The organism is Actinocorallia aurantiaca, assembly GCF_039533685.1.
In the GTDB taxonomy this organism is placed as follows: domain Bacteria; phylum Actinomycetota; class Actinomycetes; order Streptosporangiales; family Streptosporangiaceae; genus Actinocorallia; species Actinocorallia aurantiaca.
The window spans coordinates 77348-95641 of the sequence record NZ_BAAATZ010000006.1 but is presented as its reverse complement, the minus strand read 5'-3'; the positions used below and the strand labels follow the sequence as shown (position 1 = coordinate 95641).

Annotated in this window: 21 protein-coding genes and 1 pseudogene; 14 read left to right on the top strand and 8 right to left on the bottom strand. The window is 69.1% G+C overall.

The window, feature by feature from the left end; genetic code table 11:
- Positions 1-199: 199 nt before the first annotated feature.
- The 3 genes and pseudogenes from ABD327_RS07285 to ABD327_RS07275 all read left to right on the top strand — a co-directional run.
- Positions 200-1204 (top strand): annotated as a pseudogene (locus ABD327_RS07285) (acyl-CoA dehydrogenase family protein); the annotation flags it as partial.
- A 66-nt stretch (positions 1205-1270) separates the two neighbouring features.
- Entirely contained in the window at positions 1271-2425 is a 1155-nt protein-coding gene (locus ABD327_RS07280) for an acyl-CoA dehydrogenase family protein (RefSeq protein WP_344450097.1), read from the top strand.
- Positions 2426-2472: 47 nt separating this feature from the next.
- Positions 2473-3345: a MaoC/PaaZ C-terminal domain-containing protein gene (locus tag ABD327_RS07275; RefSeq protein ID WP_344449430.1), complete on the top strand. Its 873-nt coding sequence runs from the start codon at positions 2473-2475 to the stop codon at positions 3343-3345.
- A 32-nt stretch (positions 3346-3377) separates the two neighbouring features.
- Here the strand turns inward: ABD327_RS07275 and ABD327_RS07270 are convergent, their stop codons facing one another.
- The 3 genes from ABD327_RS07270 to ABD327_RS07260 are packed head-to-tail and all read right to left on the bottom strand — an operon-like array spanning position 3378 to position 4424.
- A complete protein-coding gene (locus ABD327_RS07270) occupies positions 3378-3914 on the bottom strand; it encodes a type II toxin-antitoxin system RelE family toxin (protein ID WP_344449429.1) in 537 nt (178 codons plus the stop codon).
- A gap of 4 nt (positions 3915-3918) precedes the next feature.
- On the bottom strand, positions 3919-4227 hold the full coding sequence (locus ABD327_RS07265) for a prevent-host-death family protein (protein WP_344449428.1): 309 nt from the start codon (positions 4225-4227) through the stop codon (positions 3919-3921).
- A gap of 50 nt (positions 4228-4277) precedes the next feature.
- Complete coding sequence (locus tag ABD327_RS07260) at positions 4278-4424, bottom strand: hypothetical protein (RefSeq protein WP_344449427.1); 147 nt, start codon at positions 4422-4424, stop codon at positions 4278-4280.
- Positions 4425-4488: 64 nt separating this feature from the next.
- Between ABD327_RS07260 and ABD327_RS07255 the strand changes: the two genes are divergently transcribed.
- The 4 genes from ABD327_RS07255 to ABD327_RS07240 are packed head-to-tail and all read left to right on the top strand — an operon-like array spanning position 4489 to position 8159.
- A complete protein-coding gene (locus ABD327_RS07255) occupies positions 4489-5388 on the top strand; it encodes a hypothetical protein (RefSeq protein ID WP_344449426.1) in 900 nt (299 codons plus the stop codon).
- Positions 5389-5398: 10 nt separating this feature from the next.
- A complete protein-coding gene (locus ABD327_RS07250; protein WP_344449425.1) occupies positions 5399-5986 on the top strand; it encodes a TetR/AcrR family transcriptional regulator in 588 nt (195 codons plus the stop codon).
- A 32-nt stretch (positions 5987-6018) separates the two neighbouring features.
- Positions 6019-7515 carry a sensor histidine kinase gene (locus ABD327_RS07245; protein WP_344449424.1) on the top strand — a complete coding sequence of 499 codons (1497 nt, stop codon included), beginning with the start codon at positions 6019-6021 and terminating at the stop codon, positions 7513-7515.
- Positions 7512-8159 carry a response regulator gene (locus ABD327_RS07240; RefSeq protein ID WP_344449423.1) on the top strand — a complete coding sequence of 216 codons (648 nt, stop codon included), beginning with the start codon at positions 7512-7514 and terminating at the stop codon, positions 8157-8159. Before ABD327_RS07245 ends, ABD327_RS07240 begins: the two co-directional genes overlap by 4 nt.
- A gap of 30 nt (positions 8160-8189) precedes the next feature.
- Here the strand turns inward: ABD327_RS07240 and ABD327_RS07235 are convergent, their stop codons facing one another.
- The 3 genes from ABD327_RS07235 to ABD327_RS07225 form a co-directional block, all read right to left on the bottom strand.
- Positions 8190-8717: an RICIN domain-containing protein gene (locus ABD327_RS07235; RefSeq protein ID WP_344449422.1), complete on the bottom strand. Its 528-nt coding sequence runs from the start codon at positions 8715-8717 to the stop codon at positions 8190-8192.
- Between the two features lie 194 nt (positions 8718-8911).
- Positions 8912-9661, bottom strand: coding sequence for a hypothetical protein (locus ABD327_RS07230; protein WP_344449421.1), 750 nt, complete (start codon positions 9659-9661; stop codon positions 8912-8914).
- Positions 9658-10554 carry an ABC transporter ATP-binding protein gene (locus ABD327_RS07225; RefSeq protein WP_344449420.1) on the bottom strand — a complete coding sequence of 299 codons (897 nt, stop codon included), beginning with the start codon at positions 10552-10554 and terminating at the stop codon, positions 9658-9660. Before ABD327_RS07225 ends, ABD327_RS07230 begins: the two co-directional genes overlap by 4 nt.
- A gap of 314 nt (positions 10555-10868) precedes the next feature.
- On the opposite strand from ABD327_RS07225, the gene ABD327_RS07220 reads away from it, so the two are divergent.
- Positions 10869-11756 (top strand): alpha/beta fold hydrolase, encoded by an 888-nt coding sequence (locus ABD327_RS07220; protein WP_344449419.1) that lies wholly within the window; start codon positions 10869-10871, stop codon positions 11754-11756.
- 364 nt (positions 11757-12120) lie between these two features.
- Here the strand turns inward: ABD327_RS07220 and ABD327_RS07215 are convergent, their stop codons facing one another.
- On the bottom strand, positions 12121-12579 hold the full coding sequence (locus ABD327_RS07215) for an ATP-binding protein (protein ID WP_344449418.1): 459 nt from the start codon (positions 12577-12579) through the stop codon (positions 12121-12123).
- Positions 12580-12842: 263 nt separating this feature from the next.
- On the opposite strand from ABD327_RS07215, the gene ABD327_RS07210 reads away from it, so the two are divergent.
- The gene (locus ABD327_RS07210; RefSeq protein ID WP_344449417.1) at positions 12843-13664 is read left to right on the top strand and encodes a helix-turn-helix domain-containing protein; all 822 of its coding nucleotides are present in this window, start codon (positions 12843-12845) and stop codon (positions 13662-13664) included.
- 24 nt (positions 13665-13688) lie between these two features.
- The gene (locus ABD327_RS07205; protein WP_344449416.1) at positions 13689-13907 is read left to right on the top strand and encodes a DUF397 domain-containing protein; all 219 of its coding nucleotides are present in this window, start codon (positions 13689-13691) and stop codon (positions 13905-13907) included.
- Between the two features lie 225 nt (positions 13908-14132).
- Here ABD327_RS07205 and ABD327_RS07200 read toward each other — a convergent pair whose 3' ends face one another.
- Entirely contained in the window at positions 14133-15842 is a 1710-nt protein-coding gene (locus tag ABD327_RS07200) for a proline--tRNA ligase (protein ID WP_344449415.1), read from the bottom strand.
- Positions 15843-15975: 133 nt separating this feature from the next.
- On the opposite strand from ABD327_RS07200, the gene ABD327_RS07195 reads away from it, so the two are divergent.
- From ABD327_RS07195 to ABD327_RS07180, 4 genes are all read left to right on the top strand, one after another.
- Entirely contained in the window at positions 15976-16701 is a 726-nt protein-coding gene (locus ABD327_RS07195; protein WP_344449414.1) for a DUF6924 domain-containing protein, read from the top strand.
- Positions 16702-16845: 144 nt separating this feature from the next.
- Positions 16846-17139: a type II toxin-antitoxin system Phd/YefM family antitoxin gene (locus ABD327_RS07190; RefSeq protein ID WP_344449413.1), complete on the top strand. Its 294-nt coding sequence runs from the start codon at positions 16846-16848 to the stop codon at positions 17137-17139.
- Positions 17136-17426, top strand: a complete 291-nt coding sequence (locus ABD327_RS07185) for a type II toxin-antitoxin system RelE family toxin (RefSeq protein ID WP_344449412.1) — start codon at positions 17136-17138, stop codon at positions 17424-17426. The genes ABD327_RS07190 and ABD327_RS07185 overlap by 4 nt, the downstream gene beginning before the upstream one ends.
- Before the next feature lie 132 nt (positions 17427-17558).
- On the top strand, positions 17559-18197 hold the full coding sequence (locus ABD327_RS07180; protein ID WP_344449411.1) for a LysE family translocator: 639 nt from the start codon (positions 17559-17561) through the stop codon (positions 18195-18197).
- Positions 18198-18294 lie beyond the last annotated feature (97 nt).

The window sequence follows — 18294 nt, the reverse complement described above, 5'->3', positions numbered from 1 at the left end:
GTCAGCCCTGGCCGGGCCAGGGGATCGATGGGAAAAGCCTAGCGCTTTCACAAGAACCTGTTATCTCGACGAGGGCCGCCGGGGCGTGAGTTCTACCTCATCGAGCACCGTATATATCCCTCCCTGGACAGTAAATAGAATCTGTTCTAGTTTTCCTTTCGGGCAGCGCACCGCCCGCGTCGGCACCGGAAGGACGTCCATGAACTTCACCCTCGACGAGGACCAGCAGCAGCTCCAGAACCTGGCGGCGGGACTGCTGGCCAAGGAGGCGGGCCAGGAGCGGCTGGAGGCCGCCGAGAAGTCTGGTGCGGCCTACGACCCGGCGCTGTGGCGGGCCTTCGCGCAGGCGGGTCTGCTCGGCGTCACCCTGCCGGAGGCCGCGGGCGGCGCGGGCCTCGGCGCGATCGAGTACACGGTGCTGCTGCGCGAACTGGGCAGGGCGGTCGCCCCGATCCCCGTGTACGGGACGCTGACCGCCGCCGCCGTCATCGCCGCGCACGGGGACGAGGCGCAGATCGCCGCGCTCGCCCCGGTCGCCGAGGGGGAGCTGGTGCTGACCGTCGCGCCCCGGACCCTGGGCGAGATCACCGCGGACGGCGGCGGGCTGACCGGGGTGGCGACGTTCGTCCCGTTCGCCGGGCAGGCGGAGAGCATCCTCGTCCCGGCCGGTGAGGACGCCTACCTGGTGCGGATCGCGGACGCGAAGGTCTCCCCGCAGCCGTCGGCGTCCGCCGAACCGCTCTTCCGCGTCGAGTTCGCCGGGACCCCCGCGGTGAAGGTGGGCTCCGGAGCCGCCGTCACGTTGAGGCGTCACGTCGCGATGGGCGCGGTCGCCATCGCCTCCGGAGCCGCCGAAGGCGCACTGAAACTGACCACCGAGTACATCAAGACACGCGAGCAGTTCGAGCGCAAACTCGCCCAGTTCCAGGCCGTCACGATGCAGATCAGCGACGTCTACATCGCCGAACTCGCCCTCGAGGTGAGCGTCCTGGCGGCCGCGTGGAGGCTGGCCAACGGCCGCGCGGACACCGACGAGGTCCTGGCGATCGCCGCCTACAGCGCCACCGGCCCGATGGTGAAGGCGCTGTACACCTGCCAGCACCTGCACGGCGGCATCGGCCTGGACGTCACCTACCCGCTGCACCGCCACTTCGCCTGGATCAAGCAGTGCAGCCACCTCCTGGGCGGCCCCGAGACCCAGCTGAACGCGCTCGGCGCGCTCGTCCGCGACCCCGCCCCGAGGGACGAGAGCACCCCCGTCACCGAGGGGCTGATGATCGACCTCACCGACGAGCAGAAGGCGCTGCGCGACGAGCTGCACGAGTACTTCACCACCTGCCTGACGCCCGAGGAACGCGAACGCATCGACGCCGACCCGTTCGGCGAGGCCTACATCGAGCACACCAGGAAGCTCGGACGCGACGGCATGCTCGGCGTGGCGTTCCCCGAGGAGTACGGCGGCCGCGGCTACGGGCCGATGGAGCAGCAGATCTTCGCCAACGAGATCGCCCGCGCCCAGGTGACCTACCCGCTCATCACCCTCAACTCCGTCGCGCCGACCATCGTCCACCACGGCACCGAGGAGCAGAAGGCGTTCTTCCTGCCGAAGATCCTCGCCGGCGAGTGCCACTTCGCGATCGGCTACTCCGAGCCGGGAGCCGGCACGGACCTGGCGGCGCTGCGCACCAGCGCGGTGCTGGACGGCGACCACTACGTCGTCAACGGCCAGAAGATCTTCACCTCCGGCGCCCACACGTCCGACTACGTCTGGCTCGCCGCCCGCACGTCCGACGAGGGGTCCAAGCACAAGGGCATCACGATGCTCATCGTGGACTGCGAGGACCCCGGCTACTCCTGGACGCCGATCGTCACGATGGACGGAAGGCACCACACCAACGCCACGTACTTCGAGGACGTCCGCGTCCCGGTGGAGAACGTCATCGGCCAGGTCGGCAAGGGCTGGGACCTCATCGTCGACCAACTCAACCACGAGCGCGTCACGCTCGGCCCGGCCGGGAACATCGGCGGCCGCTTCGAGAAGTTCGCCCGCTGGGCCCGCGAGACCGGCACGATCGAGAAGCCCGACGTGGCCCGCGCGCTCGGCGAGGTGTACGCCTACTACCGGGTCAACGAGCTCCTCAACTGGCAGGTCGCCGCCAACGCCTCCCTCGGCTGGCTGGCCGCCGCCGACGCCTCGGCCACCAAGGTCTACGGCTCGGAGCGCATGCAGGACGTCGGCCGCCTCGTCGCCGAGGTCCTGGCCCGGCACGGCGACCCCGGCGACCCCGAGACCGCCGCCCAGATGGAGCAGATCGACCACCTCGTGAAGGGCGCGCTCGTCCTCACCTTCGGCGGTGGCGTCAACGAGGTCCAGCGCGAGATCATCGGAATGCTCGGCCTCGGCCTGCCTCGCGCTCCCAGATAGCGGGACTCCCCGCCGGAAACCGGGGCACTCGGGTTAGGAAGGACGTCGTGCACGAGAAACTGGTACGGACGGCCGAACGGCTCGCCTCCCTGGGCGAGCGGCCCGCGCCCGAGCCCCCGGACGAGGTCAACGCCGCCATGATCCGCAACTGGACGCAGGCGCTCGGCGACACCCGCGACTGGGGCGACGAGGCCCCGCCCGCCATGGCGCAGGTGTGGTCCATGCAGGGCCTGGGCGCCGCCAAGAACGGGACGGCGGCCGCGGAGGTCCTGCGGATGCTCGACGACGGCGGCTACACGGGTGTGCTCGGCACCGACTGCGAGCACTCCTACGACCGTCCCGCACGCCTCGGGGAGCGCCTGCGCGCGACGATGCGCTTCGGTGATGTGACCGGTCCCAAGAAGACCGCGATGGGCGAGGGCTATTTCGTCACCTGGTACGAGAGCTGGTACTCCGGTGAAGAGCGCATCGCCGAGATGCTCTTCCGCGTCCTGAAGTTCCGCCCCGCGCAGCCTTCACCCGAACCCTCGCCGGACTTTCTCCGCCCGGCTCCGGCGTCCGTGCCCGTCCCCCGCAGCGACTGGCCGCCGCTGGCCCTGCCCCTGACCCCCACGTTCGTCATCTCCACGGCCATCGCGACCCGCGACTTCACCCCCGTCCACCACGACGTCGCGTTGGCCCGCGCCCAGGGCTCCCAGGACATCTTCCTCAACATCCTCACCACGATGGGCCTGGTCCAGCGCTACGTCCTGGAGAACGAACCCGACGCGGCCCTCGCCTCCGTCAAGGTCCGCCTGGGCGCCCCCGCCTACGCCGGCGACACACTCACCTTCACCGCCACCCGCGACGGCGACACCGTCGAAGTACTTGGAACGGTCAGCCTCGGCGCACACGTGAAGGCGGCGGTAACGCTGCGGTGACCCTCACCTGCACCTGGATCTGACTAACGGCTCTACTCGAACGGGCGTGGTTTGGAGACGAATTCGGTCCATAGGTCGACTGCTTGGCGCAGATCGAGAACGGCCACTTCCTCATGGGCCAGCCCGACCGTGTAGATCAGCCGTTCCGCGAGCCAATCCGGTACAGGCTCGCGGAACGGTCGATCCTCGGTCTCGGAGTAGTCGGCGCGCGAGCCGATCTGTTCGATCACCTCGGCCAATCTGACCAGTCCGGCGGCCTCGGGACGATCCTGGCCCGCCGCCTTGACCCGTGTGAGCGCCGCGGCGTACACCTGCGAGTCCGCCCGTGCTCCCACGGCCCAGACCTCACAGATTTCCACGGACGCGTCATCCTTGATCCGATAGACGATACGCCAGGTGTTCCTGCCCACCACCAGCTTGCGGAAGCCGCTCAGTTCTCCTCCCAGGGGGTACCCGGCAGCCGGGTTCTCTCGGAGGATCCTGACCTTCTTCAACACTTTGGGGACGATGTCGGGTCCAAGACGCCGCAGGTCTTCCAGGGCGTCATCGGTGAAGACGACCTCGGCCATCCCGCTATTCGTCCTCGGGAATCGCGGTCAGTGACTCCTCAGTGTGCCCGAACGCGGCAATGACGTCGTCGAGCGACGTGCGGCGGCCGCTGTCGGTCGCCGCCCTGGCAAGGACCAATGCCAAATCCCGGATATCGGCTTCGGCCTGCTCGAGTTCGGCGAGCCGACGCATGCTCACCACCGCGGCGACGGGGTGGTGGCGGCGGGTCACCACCAGATCCGCGCCCTGTTCGGCATCAGCCACCAAGCCCGCGACACCACGACGTGTCGCTTCGGTGACCGTGACTTCCCTGGCGTCCTTCAGAATGGCCATGGGAAAACTATACAGCTACCTGTACAGATTCTGTTCGGCCGTCCCGCGGGTCAGCCGTACCACTTGACGACCCACTCGCGGTCGAGCTCCTTCTGGTCGGGGAGGGGCTCGGTGTGCTCCAGGACGGGCTGGGAGGCGGTGGTGTCCTCCAGTCGGACCGGCTCGGGGAGGGACTTCCAGCGGTCGGGGTTGCTCATACATCCATCTTGCCCCGAAAAAATGGGATGAGCGGTTCTGAGGATCGGCGGTTATTATTGGAGTGTGCATTCCAATAATGAGCGGGTGGCGGTCTACGCGTTGCGGGACCGCGGGCGTGAGCTGGTGGTGGAGGCATGGGAGGCGGACGGGAAGCAGCACGCCCGTCTGCTGGTGGACGGGGAGGCCGCGGAGGAGAAGGCGGTCGGGGTGCTGGAGGACGCCAAGTTCGACCTGGGGGAGGCGGACGAGGACGGCAAGGCCGTCAAGCAGCAGGTGAAGGTGGGATTCCTGTGGAGCGGCCGGGTGCGGGCGTGCGATCTGGTGGACACCCGCGAGGGAACTGAGGACAAGCGGAAACGCTCCCTCAAGACGCCGTTCGTGCCACCGGAGGGGACGCGGGCCCGCAAGCAGTACGAGCTGCGGGAGAAGCACCCGAACCTCTACGCGATGCGGCACGTCGCGCTCGAGGGCCTCGCGATCGTGGTCGGCTTCCTGGGGATCAGCGCCCTGCTGTCGGCGCTCTTCGGGAAGCTGCTGCCGAGCATCGACTGGTCCTGGCTGCCGGACCTGCCGGACTGGAACCCGCCGGACGTCAACCCGCCGGACTGGCTGCGGTACCTGAACCCGGGCCACTGGATCCGCCGGATCTGGCCCGACGACTGGACGCTGCCGGACATCGACCTGTTGTCGTGGCTGCCCGACTGGGACTTCGGCTGGCTCAAGTTCGTCACCCCGCTGCTGATCGCCCTGGGCGTCGGGCTGCGGGAGGTCGAACGCCGCCGCAAGCGCCAGGAGCGGGAGCGGCGCTTCGAACGGGACGGCGCGGCGTCGGGAGAGGGCACTCGGCGGGAGGACCCGCGGGAGGACTCGCGGGAGGATGCCCCCGAGGACGTCCCGGAGCGTGTTCCGGAGGAGGCTTCGGCCCGGAGCCGGGAGGAACGGGGCAGGCGGGACGGGGGTTAGAGTTGGGGTGATGCGAACGGTTGACCCGGCCAGGCACGCGGCACGCCGCCGGCACATCCTCGACGCCGCCGCGGGCGTCTTCGCGGCGAAGGGCTTCGAGTCCGCGACCGTGTCCGAGATCTGCAAGGCCGCCTCGGTGGGCTCCGGAACCCTCTTCCACTACTTCCCCGACAAGGCCGCGATCTTCCGGGCCCTCTTCCAGGAGGACCACGAACTCCTCCTCGCGGAGCTCGAGAACCTCGACACCACCGATCCGGCCGCCGCGTTCTGGACGATCGTCGACCTGCTGGCGAAGGACGTCACGGAGCCCGCGGCCGGAGGCCTGATCATCGCGGTGCTCGGCAGACTCCACCTGGACCAGGAGCTCGCCGAGACCCTGGTGGCGTCCGAGCAGGCGGCCCTCGGCCGCCTCGCCGAACTCATCACCCGCCTCCAGCGGCAGGGCGCCGCCGATCCGAGCCTGCCCGCCGCCCACGCGGCCCAGTGGGTCAGCTCCATCATCGACGGCCTCTACCTGCGCTGCGGCGACGAGGACTTCGACCCGCAACTGGAACTGCGCACCCTGCGCACCGTCCTCACCCGCTTCCTGTTCCGCTGAAGAGCGCCCCGAAGGCGGGTAGTTTGACCGGAATGATGGACAGGCGGCGGGCGCTTCAGGACGTGGCGCTGTTCGCGCTGCTCGCCGCGCCCATCGTCTTCACGATGGCACCCTCGCTGACGGAGGAAGACCGGATGCAGGCGGCCGGGCTCGTCGGGCTGGGGGCGGCGGTCGGGATCTCGCGGCGGTTCCCGGCGGCGGCGCTGCTGATCGGGCTGTCGCTGACGGTGGTGCACGGGAACTTCGTGTTCGGGGCGCCGGTCTTCGCCTATCTGGCGGGGCGGCGGATGGAGCGGGTCTGGCCCGTGGTGTGGGCGCTCGCCGCGGTGTTCGTCGGCGGGATTCTGCTGAACGCCGTCCGGGGCACCGAGGTGGCCGTCTGGCTTCCGCTGACGGTCTGGCTGGTGCTTCTGGGCGTGCTGCCGTGGCTGGTGGGACGGTCCTGGCGGCAGTACATCGAACTGGTCGCCGCCGGATGGCAGCGGGCCGAGCAGCTGGAGCGCGAGCAGCGGATCATCGGGGAGCGGGAACGGCTGAGGGAGCGCTCACGGATCGCCGAGGACATGCACGACGTGCTCGGCCACGAGCTGAGCCTTCTCGCGCTGCGCGCCGCGGCGCTGGAGGTGGCGCCGGACCTGCCGGAGCGCCACCGGGCGTCGGCCCGTGAACTGCGGGAGGGCACGGCCTCGGCCACCGAACGGCTCCAGGAGATCATCGGGGTGTTGCGGGAGGCGCCGGAGGCCGCGCGGACCCGGCCCGCGGGAGAGACGGTCGCCGACCTGGCCGAGCGGGCCAGGGACTCCGGAATGGCCGTGGAACTGGAGGAGACGGGCGGACCCGTGCCGCTGCCGGTCGACCTGGCGGCGCATCGGATCGTCCAGGAGGCGCTCACCAACGCGATGAAGCACGCGCCGGGCGCGGCGGTCCGCGTCCGGGTGGCGGGGGAAGCCGACGAGACCGTCGTCGAGGTCGTCAACGAGCGCCCGCCGGCCGGGCCGCTGCCGGGTGCGGCAGGGGGACGTCTTGGGCTGACCCAGTTGCGGGCGCGGGTGGAGCTGATCGGCGGCGCTTTCGAAGCGGCCCCCACGGAAGACGGCGGATTCGCGGTGCGGGCGCGGCTGCCGCACGACGCGGCGGCCGCCACGGAACGGCCGGAACTCTCGGAGTCCGCTGCCCACCTCGCGTCGAGGCGGCGCCGGGTACGGCAGGGACTGGCGACGGCGGTGGTCGTCCCGGCCGGGCTCGTCGCGCTCCTCATCGCGATCATGGCCGGATACCAGGCATACGTGACCTACGGTTCCGTGCTGCCGCCGGACGCCTACCGGAGCGCGCAGATCGGACAGACACTGGACGAACTCGCCCCGCTTCTGCCGCGCCGGGAGAAGGCCGTCAAGGCGGACGAGAAGCGTCCCGGCTGCCGGCACTACCTGGTGGAAGCCCGGACGCTGGGCGGCGGCGACGTCTACCGGCTCTGCTTCACCGACGGACGGCTCACCTCGAAAGAGATCCTGCATGGAGGAAACGGTTGATCCGGGTACTGCTCGCCGACGACGAACCGCTGATCCGGGCCGGTGTCCGCGCCGTCCTGTCCGTGGATCCGGAGCTCGAGGTCGTCGCGGAGGCGTCCGACGGGCACGAGGCGATCACACGGACTCTGGAGCACCGCCCTGACGTGGTACTCCTCGACATCCGCATGCCCCGGATGGACGGCCTGGAGACCGTCGCCGAGCTGCGCCGCGTCGCGCCCGGCACCGCCGTGGTGATGCTGACGACGTTCTCCGAGGACGCCTACATCGCCCGCGCCCTCGCCGACGGCGCGGACGGCTTCCTGCTGAAGACCGGCGACCCGAAGGAACTCCTGGCAGGGATCCACGCCGTCGCCGAGGGCGGCGTCTGCCTGGCGCCGAGCGTCGCGCGCCGGGTCGTGGGGGAGCTGGCGGGGGAACGCCTGTCCCGGGGGGCCGCCGCCCGCGAACGGGTGGAGAAGCTGACCCCCCGGGAACGCGAGGTGCTGGCGCTGCTCGGCGAAGGCCTGTCGAACGCCGAGATCGCGCGGCGCCTCCACCTGGTCGAGGGCACCGTGAAGATGCACGTCAGCTCGATCCTCGTCCGCCTGGAGGCGTCCAACCGCGTCCGCGCCGCGATCACCGCCCACGAGGCGGGCCTGGTCTAGGCCGCCCGTCGCGGGGCGTCGGGTGATGCTCTAAGGGTGGGCGATCTCCCAGAACTGGCTGTCCGAGGCGGTGCAGGGAACAAGGAAGGTGTTCGTGCCGGATTGTTCCAGGCACTGTTTGCTGTAGAAGGAGCTCATGAACAAGAAAGCATCCTTCTCGGAGGATGAATAAGGCAGCCAGACGTCCCTGGACCCGATGGACGAGCACTGGTACAAGCCGATGAAGGTTTTGTGTTCCGGGCCCGCTCCGGTCACGCATCTCTGGTCGACGGCGTTGACGATCCGCACGGTGCCGCAGAAGAGCGTGGTGCACTGCTCGACGATCCATCTCTGGTTGGGGCTGTCGCTGCAGGGCAGGGCGTACACGCTCGTGACAGTGCTCTTCTCGGAGCGGGTGAGGCAGTCTCCGGTGGCGTGATTCTTCAACATGATGCTGTAGGAGGAGGCGAAGGCCGGTGTGCCGACGGAGGAGAAGGCCGTCAGAGCACCGGCGAGCATGGCGAAGAGAAGTACCACGCGGAGGGCGGACGAGCGTCGGACTCTTTTCCCTGTGGTCATTGTTTCTTCCCCTTTCTTCGGATGGGGAAAGGCTAATGAAGGGTGGAAGAGGTCTGTCAGGGTGCCGAGTCCCGTGTCAGCGGAAAATCGCCCCGGTTCTCGGGACAATTTCCCCGGTTTCCGGGATCGTGTCCCCGGAAACCGGGACGCGGGCAGCGGGACGCCGCCCGGCGAACGTGCTCCGTCGCGGGCTTCTAGGCGTCGCGGGTCCCGAGGGACCGAAGCCCCGCCAGGACGGCGGCCGTCGTCCAGGCCAGGACGATGAGCAGTGCGACGAGCACCGGGTACTCGCCGGTGTCGCCGCTCATGAAGTGGTCGCCCGCGATACTCGGGAAGGCGTCGGCGGCCGGGCTGCCGGCCGCGCTGAGCAGGACGGGCAGCAGCATGAGCAGGACGAACATCGCGGTGAGGGTCGTCGCGGTGCTGCGCAGGACGAGGGCCAGCCCGACGGTGAGGACGCCACCCGCCGCCGAGTAGACGCCCATCGCGAACGCGTCGTACGCCAGGCCGTCAAGGGTGCCCCAGTCACCCAGCAGCGGCTTGGCGGCGAGCGCGCCGAGCAGGCACATCGCGGTCCCCGCGACGAACATGACGGGCGCGATCACCAGTGCCTTCGCCGCCAGGACCCGCCCCCGGACGGGCACGGCCTGCAGCGTCCAGCCGATGCTGCGGCTGGCGTACTCGCCGGTGACCATGAGGATCGCCGCGGTGAACAGCACGAACTGCAGCATCTCGAACGACTCGATCGCGATCGCCCCCGCCGTGGTCACGCCGAAGTCGTCCGTGGTGATCTCGTTGGTGTTGTTGTTCTCGTGGGCGATGCCCAGCTGGGCGCTCACCATCATCATGAGGACGGCCGAGGCGGCGAGGGTCCCCCAGGTGGAGCGGACCGACCACAGCTTCGTCCACTCGGCGGCGACCGCCGCGCGCAGTTCGAGCATCATCGGGTCGCTCCGTATTCGACGGCGTGCTCGGTCAGTTCCATGTACTTCTGCTCCAGGGACACCTCGTTCTCCCGCAGCGCGTGCAGCCGGATCCCCAGCTCGTACGCCAGGTCCCCGACCTGCTGGGGCGTCGCACCGGGTACGAGCAGTTCGTTCAGGGAGACGGCCCTCGCCGCGGGCAGCCGCGCCTCGAGCGCCGCCAGCCCCGCCGCGTCCGGGCAGACCACGGAGACGGAGCTCCCGCCGGAGATCAGCTCCCGCATCGGGACGTCGGTGATGAGCCGCCCCCGCCCGATCACGACGAGCTGGTCGGCGGTCAGCTGCATCTCGCTCATCAGATGGCTGGAGAGGAAGATCGTCCGCCCTTCGGCGGCCAGCGACCGCATGAGCTGCCGCACCCACCGCACCCCGTCCGGGTCGAGCCCGTTGACGGGCTCGTCGAAGAGCAGGACGGGCGGATCCCCCAGCAGCGCGGCGGCGATCCCGAACCGCTGGCTCATCCCCAGCGACAGCCCCCCGGCCCGCCGCTTCGCGACCTTGCCCATACCGACGGTCTCGAGCACCTCGTCCACCCGCCGCGCCGGGATCCGGTTGCTCCGCGCCAACGCCAGCAGATGGGCTTTCACGCTCCTGCCGGGATGCACGGCCTTGGCGTCCAGCAGCGCCCCGACCTCCCGCAACGGCCACCGCAGGTCGGCATACCGCCGCCCGCCGACGAGCGCCTGCCCCTTCGTCGGAAGATCGAGACCGACGACCATGCGCATGGTGGTGCTCTTCCCGGCCCCGTTCGGCCCGAGGAACCCGGTGACCTTCCCGGGTTGAACCTCCAGGTCCAGCCCGTCGACGGCGGTCAGCTCGCCGTAGCGTTTGGTCAGATTCCGCAAAGTGATCATTGTGCCTCCGTTTCTCCGGGAAACCTAAGGATCAGGAGGTGCCCGGCACCTGTACCGGAAGGCAGCGACGATCCCCGACTTTCGTCAGGGACGGGCCCTGGTACGGCGGACGGCGCCGTCCGGGAAGCGATGCGACGACGGGAGCCTGGAACGCGGACGGCCCTCGTCACGGCCGAGGCGGATGAGGCGGATGAGGCGGTTGGCGAGCGACTTCGTCCAGGTCTGGTAGGCGGATGCGCAGACCTCCCGGACCGTCAGGATGTCCGTCCCGTGACCTTCGTTCGCGGAAGGCGGGGCTGTATAGAGTCCAGATCATGACATCTGCTGACGAAGGCTGGCCGTCACCCGATGAGTGGCGCGACGGCGGACGAAGGATCCGGCTGACCCGCCTCGGGCACGAGGTCTTCGTCCGGATCGACGGACCCGATGAAGCTCCGCCGGTCACGCTCCTGCACGGTTTCCCGAGCAGCAGCCACGACTGGGCGCCCGTGCTGGGGGCTCTGACAGGGACCCACCGCGTGCTCAGCATCGACTTCCTCGGCTTCGGCGACAGCGACAAGCCCGCCGGACATCCCTACCGGCTCGTCGAGCAGGCCGATCTCGTCCAGGAGGTGTGGGCCGCCCTCGCGTTCCCGGCGGGAGGCGCCCTGGTCGTCCACGACTACGCGGTCAGCGTCGCGCAGGAGCTGCTCGCCCGCGGCGTTCCCTCCGACCGGATCGCCTGGCTCAACGGCGGCGTCTACCCCGACCTGCACCGCCCCACTCCCGGCCAGGCCGCCCTCGCCGGCCCGGACGGAGCCGAACTCGCCGCGCTGGCGACCCCCGCCATGGTCGCCGACACCCTGCGCTCGATCCTGCACCGCCCCGTCCCCGACGAGATCGTCGCCGACCTCGCCGACGCGGCTGCCCGCCACGACGGCCTGCGCAATCTTCATCTTCTCCTGGACTACATCCGCGAGCGCCAAGAGCACTACGACCGCTGGGTGACCGCCTTCGAACAGGCCCGCATCCCCTACGCCTTCATTTGGGGCCGCCGGGATCCCGTCAGCGGCGACCACATGCTCGACCGCATCCGCTCACGCTTCCCGAACGCGGAGATCACCGCCCTGGACGACGTCGGCCACTACCCCCAGATCGAGGCCCCGCGAGAAACCGCCGCCGCCCTGACGTCCTTCCTCGCTCCGGACGGGAAGGCTCGGTAACTCGCCCAGGCCGTCATATCGGTCGGCTCCGGACCACTGGGATCGGCTTTCCCGCCCCCTGCTCGAACCACGGCGAGCGACGGCGTGCAGCGGACGAGGCTCGCTCGTCCGGGTCAGAAGAGATGAGCGCAGCGCCGCCGCCCTGGCGTCCTTCCTCGCTCCGGACGGGAAGGTTCGGTAACTCGCCCAGGCCGTCATATCGGTCGGCTCCGGACCACCGGGACCGGCTTTCCCGCCCCTGCTCGAACCACGAAATCGGTGGACGGGCGGACGAGGCTCGCTCGTCTGGATCAGAGGAGATGAGCGCACTGCCGCCCCCGACTTTCGTCAGGGGGCGGCTCCTCGGAAGGGCGGCCACGGTCGGTCAGGTTTTGAGCCGGGCCCAGACCACTTTGCCGCCCGAGGCCAGCGGGGTGACCCCGCAGGCGGCGGACAGCGCCGTGACGATGCTCAGTCCCCAGCCGCCGTTGTCGTCGAAGTTCTCCTCGTCGAGATCCAGGTCGTCGAGGTCCGGTTCGACGAGCGGAGCCGGAGCTCGGGGAAGCCCGGGACAGGGGTCGGCGACCCCGATCGTCACGCCGTCCTCGTCTCGCCGGCAGTGAACGGTGATGCTCCGTCCGGCGGGTGTGACCGAGACGGCGTTGGCGACGAGCTCCGCCAGGACCAGATGGGCGTCGTACCGGGCGTCTTCGTCCAGCCGCCACGTGATCAGCCGCTGTTCGACCAGGCTCCAGGCGAGCCCGACGCAGGCCGGGGAAGCCGACATCGGCATCCGCAGCTCGTCTCCAGGCCCCGGTGGGCTCGTTCGCAGTATCTTCGTCATGTCCCTCCTGAGGGGTGAAGCCGCGCGGCCGGGCCAGGCTGGGAATCCGAATCCCGGTCGCGCGGCGGCTCTCAGTGATCACTTTGCAATACGCCGAGTGTGATGTTCTTTGGCGTCATCGGTCACTTAGAGCTGTCCATCCGTGACAACCTGCTGTCAGCATGATGTGTCCAGCTGCCATTGGCAAGTCTCCAATGGCAAGCTGCCAAAATCTGAGGAGTGGGATGTCTGTCAGGCCAAGTCCGACTGTTCGTAGTAAGCGCTTGGCGCGCGAGCTGCGCCGTCTGCGCGAAGAGCGCAATCTGACCATCGAGCAGGTGGCCACTTTGGCGGGCAACGAGTGGAACCCCAGCACGCTCGGCAGATGGGAGAACGGAGACCGCCGCATCCGCCCAGCCGACCTACGGGGGCTCTTGGACGTCTACGAGGTCGCGGACGGAGCTCGGGAAACGCTGATGACCCTGGCCAGGGAGGCTCGGCAGAGGGGTTGGTGGCAGGTGTACGGCGACGTCCTGCCCTCTGAGTACAGCTCGTATATCGGCCTGGAGACCGAGGCCCGATCGATGCGGACTTACCAGCAGCAGCTCATCCCCGGCATCGTCCAGACCGAGGACTACGCCCGAGCTGTCATACGGGCCACGAGACCGGATGACAACGATGCCGCGATCGACCGCCGGGTCGCCGTGCGCATGGATCGTCAAGCCGTGCTCGAAGGGAAGCGTCCGATGAGCCTGTGGGCGGTGCTGGACGAAGCGGCCGTCCGTCGTATGGTCGGCGGTCCTCAGGTGATGAGGGCCCAGCTCGATCGACTCGCGGAGATCGCTGAACGCCCTGGGATCCAACTCCAGGTGCTCCCCTTCAGCGTGGGAGCGCACGCCGCTATGGCTTCGTCATTCGTCATTCTCGGTTTTGAATCTCCGGATCCGGACGTGGTGTACATCGATACGGGCACAAGTGCGCTGTTTATCGAGGCGACGACAGACGTAGCCGCCTATAGACTGACGTTCGACCACTTGAGAGCGTCGGCGTTGGCTCCGGGTGAATCGCAACGGCTGTTCCGCGCGGCGGCTCAGGAGTTTGCGTAGGCCCTGTGACGAAGGAGATACGGGATGGCCGAGACCGAGCACCCCGTTGACTTCTCCCGGGCCGTATGGCGTAAGAGCAGCCGTAGCAGCGGAAACGGCGAATGCGTCGAGGTCGCATTTCATCGAACAGCGATCGCCATTCGTGACAGCAAGTCGCCTGGTGAGCCGTTCCTGAGGGTGGACGAGGCGCAGTGGGCGCGGTTTCTCGCCGAGGTGAAGGCCGGCGCCCTGGATCTGGGCTGATTCCCGTGCAGCTCCGCCTGACGCTCGACGGTTCCGTTCGGGAGCCCGCAGACGATCGGCTCACGCCGGCCACCGAACCTGGCCGTCGACGTCCGGCAGGTCACCGAGCGCGAGCCGTGCGCCTTGGGCCCCTCACGAGACCCGGGCACGTAGCGTCACGAAGTCCTTCGGGCCGCGCCCGCGAAGGCTTCTCCAGGAGGGCTTTCCCCGGATGGGCGGGCAGGGTCAGGCGTCGGCGTGCTTGAGGAGCTTCACCACGTGGTCGACCATGTCGGTGACGGCGATCTTGACCGTCTCGCCGGTTTCGCGAGTGGTGAGTTCGGCGGTGCCCTCGGCGAGGCCGCGTTTGCCGACGGTGACGCGCAACGGGATGCCGACGAGCTCCGCGTCACGGAACTTCACTCCGGCGCGTTCGAGCCGGTCGTCGATGATGGTCTCCACACCCGCCGCGGTGAGCCGGGCGTAGAGGTCCTCGCCCGCCTTGGCGGTGTCGGCGTCGTCGGACTGGGCGACGACGACCGCGACGTGGAACGGCGCCACCGACAGCGGCCAGATGATGCCCCTGTCGTCGTGGTGGCACTCGATGATCGCGGCCATGGCGCGCTCGACACCGATGCCGTAGCAGCCCATGATCACTCGGGCGCGTTCGCCGTTCGCGTCGAGGACCTCGATCCCCAGCGCGTCGGCGTACTTGTAGCCGAGTTTGAAGATGTGGCCGACTTCGACGGTCCTCTGCACCTCCAGCGGCTGCCCGCACCGGACGCAGGGCTCTCCCGCGACGGCCTCGCGCAGATCCGCCCAGGCGGTGGGGGCGATGTCACGATCGACGTCCACGCCGCGGAGATGGACCCCGTCGGTGTTCGCGCCGGTGAACATGTCACGACGGCCCCGCAGAGCATGATCGGCGATGACGGGCAGGCCGGTGACACCGACCGCGCCGAGGCTTCCGGGCAACGCGCCGAGTGCCTGCCGAATCTCCTCGGGCAGGGCCGGCCGCAGTGTCCTGGCTCCGGTGGCGTCGGCGAGCTTCTGCTCGTTCAACGGGTGGTCGCCCCGCAGCAGTACCAGGGTGAGGACGTCGTCCAGGACGTGGACGAGTGTCTTGACCTGCCGCTCACCCGGGGCGTCGAAGCCGTCGGCCAGGTCCTCGATGGTGCGCACCCCCGGCGTGTCGAACCGCTCGGGGCCGTCCAGGCCGGGCCCGTCCGCCACCTCGGCCAGCTGAGAGGTGGCCTTCTCGATGTTGGCGGCATAACCGCAAGAGGGGCAGTGAACGACGAGGTCCTCGCCGACGTCGGCCGGGCACATGAACTCCGTGGAGGCCGAGCCTCCCATGCTGCCGCTGGACGCCTCGACCGGGATCGCGGGGATGCCCAGCCGTTCGAAGACGCGCACATACGCGTCGTGGTTGAGGTCGAACGCCGCGTCCAGGCCCTCGGCGGCGAGGTCGAAGCTGTAGGAGTCCTTCATGGTGAACTCGCGGGTCCGCATCAGCCCGGCCTTGGGGCGAGGCTCGTCCCGGAACTTCGTCTGGAACTGGTACCACATCTGCGGCAGCTGCTTGTAGGAGTTCAGCTCGGTCGCGAGCGTCCCGAAGACCTCCTCGTGGGTCATGCCCAGGGCGATGTCGGAGCCCTTGCGGTCCTTCAGGCGGAACATCTCCTCGCCCATGACCTCCCACCGGCCCGTACGCTCCCAGAGCTCACGGGGATGCATTGCGGGCAGCAGGAACTCCTGGGCGCCGATCCTCGTCATCTCCTGGCGGATGACCTCGATCACCTTCGCCCGTACCCGCACCGCCAGCGGCAGCAGCGAGTAGTGACCGGCCATGAGCCGGCGGACATAGCCCGCACGCAGCAGAAGCCGGTGGCTCGGCGCGTCCGCGTCCGCCGGATCCGTCCGCAGGGTCGGGATATGCATCTGAGACCAGCGCATGATCGAAATCTCATCCTCAGTGGCGGGCATTTCAAAGACCGGCCGGCTTCCGGTCGGTGATGGAGAACCACCCTAGTCCCGCAGGTACTGCTCCCGCCGAGCTCTTGTCAGGCCCTGGGGATAGCGTGCCGCCATGGCTGAGGCGATTCCCACCGGGTTCGATGAGTTCGAGGTGGAGCCGGGTGTGGCAAGGCGCGGTGACGTCCTGACGGTCAGCGGGCGGGTCACGGCCGGAGGCTCGGCTGTCGGAGCCGGGATGGTGCGGGTCGAGTTCGACGTCGGCGGAGGCCCGGAATACCGGATCGTTGATGCGATCGACGGCGACGGGCGGTTCAGGGTCGGGGTCCTCACCGTCGAGACGGGGGAATGGAGCGCAAGCTACAAGCAGACGGACGGGCGGTACGCCGCGTGCAGGTCGGAGGCCGTGCGGGTCGAGGTGTGGGCGCAGGGCAGGCCGCTTCCCGGCGGGAAGTCGATCAAACTGGTCCGCACCGATTTCACCGACGCCGACGGGTGGGCGTCGCTCATGAGGGCCATCGAGCGCGAATGGTACGGCTCGGTCGCAGACGTCGAGGTCGTCGATGATCCCGAGTTCTCCGGGCTGACCGCCGAGGAGCTGATGGGCCGCCTGCCCGGCGGGTCTCTGCCGAGGATGCTGGTCGTCGCGGACACCCGGGCCCTGGCCACCGGAGGCCACGAGCTCCTCGGTCTCGACCTGCGCGACGAGCCGGGCCGCCCGATGCGCTTCACGGCCGACGTCCTCGTCGAGGTCCAGGTCAACCTGGACCTCGCCAACATGGATTTCTCCGACTTCGCCGACTCGGCAGGACCCGACGGCATCCACCGGGGCTTCGACTGACCCGGTCGCGCCCGACGGCACGCCCCGGCGTGTGCGCCGTTGTGCATGAGGGCGGGCCGAATCCTTGGGCGATCAAGCGAACTCATGCTCCAGGTCGTCGCGAGCGACTACTCAACACGAGCTCTGGTGACTATAATTCTGGTCATGACGACGATTCCATTGGCTGATGCCAAGGCAAGATTGTCCGCGGTGCTCGACGATGTCCGGGACACCCACGAGCGAGTGGTGATCACGCGCAACGGTCGTCCGGAGGCGGTGATCATGTCGGTGTCCGATCTGGAGGCACTGGAGGAGACGCTGGATCTGCTGTCGACTCCTGGGGTGCTTCAGGAGATCGATGCGGCGGAAGCCGAGATCGCCCGTGGCGAGGCGATCGATGCTCAGGAACTGCGGCGGCTGATGGCCGAGCGGGAGCGGGCTGAGCGGTCTGCCGGGTGAGCGAGGACGCCTACACCCTGTCTCTGGCGCCTTCGGCCCGCCGTGCGCTGGTCGAGGGCCCGCCCAAGGGCCTGCCGTTCGAGGTGGCCGCTGCCGTCACCGAGTTTCTCACCGGCCCGCTGCTGGAGAACCCGCACCGAGTGGGTAAACCTCTCGCCCGTGAGTTGGACGGGTACCACTCCGCGCGCCGGGGCCCTTACCGCGTGGTCTACCGGATCGATGAGAAGGCCGGTGTGGTCCACGTCGTTCGCCTCGACCACCGCGCCGACGTCTACCGTCCTCGATGACCGATCCGGTTCTGTTGTTCGATGTGCCGACGCAGGGGGCTGAGGGGCGCGCTGCCGAGGGCCCCGGCGTAGGAGGAGCCTGACGGGAAATCGGCTGGAAGGGCAGGCTTCGTCCGTGCTTGCATGGCCTCCATGGTGTCCACTGATCGATTGCTCGCCTTCGCGGCCATGTCGTTCCTGCTGATCATGATCCCCGGTCCCAGTGTGCTGTTCGTGGTCGGGAGGGCGCTGGCGCAGGGGCGCCGGGCCGCGCTGACCACGGTGGTGGGGAACACGCTCGGCGCGTACGTGCTCGTCGTGGCCGCGGCGCTCGGCGTCGGGCAGGTCGTGGAACGTTCGGTCCTCGCCTTCACGGTGCTGAAGTGGGCGGGGGCCGCCTACCTCGTGTACCTGGGCGTCAAGGCGTGGCGGGAACGCGGCTCGTCGCAAGCCGTATTCGCGGACGGCACGGGGGCGCGCGGTGGTCTGCGCACCTTCTGGGAGGGGTTCGCGGTCGGCGTGAGCAACCCCAAGACCATCGTGTTCTTCGCCGCCGTGCTGCCTCAGTTCGTGGATCGTGCGCAGGGGCATGTGGTGGTGCAGATGCTGGTGCTCGGACTGGTCTTCAACGCGATCGCGGTCGTCTCCGACAGCGTGTGGGGTCTGGCCGCGGCGAGCGCGCGGGACTGGTTCGCCCGCTCTCCGCGGCGGCTCTCCCTGGTCGGCGGGGTCGGCGGGCTCACGATGATCGGTCTCGGTGTCACCGTGGCCGCGACCGGGCGCAAGGACTGACCCCGCACCGGGCCCGCCCGTCCTTTGCCTCAAGGCGGGCTGGCAGAGGACGGGCGGGTGGCCGTCGAAGGCGACGGCGTCAGGCGCCGGCGGCCGC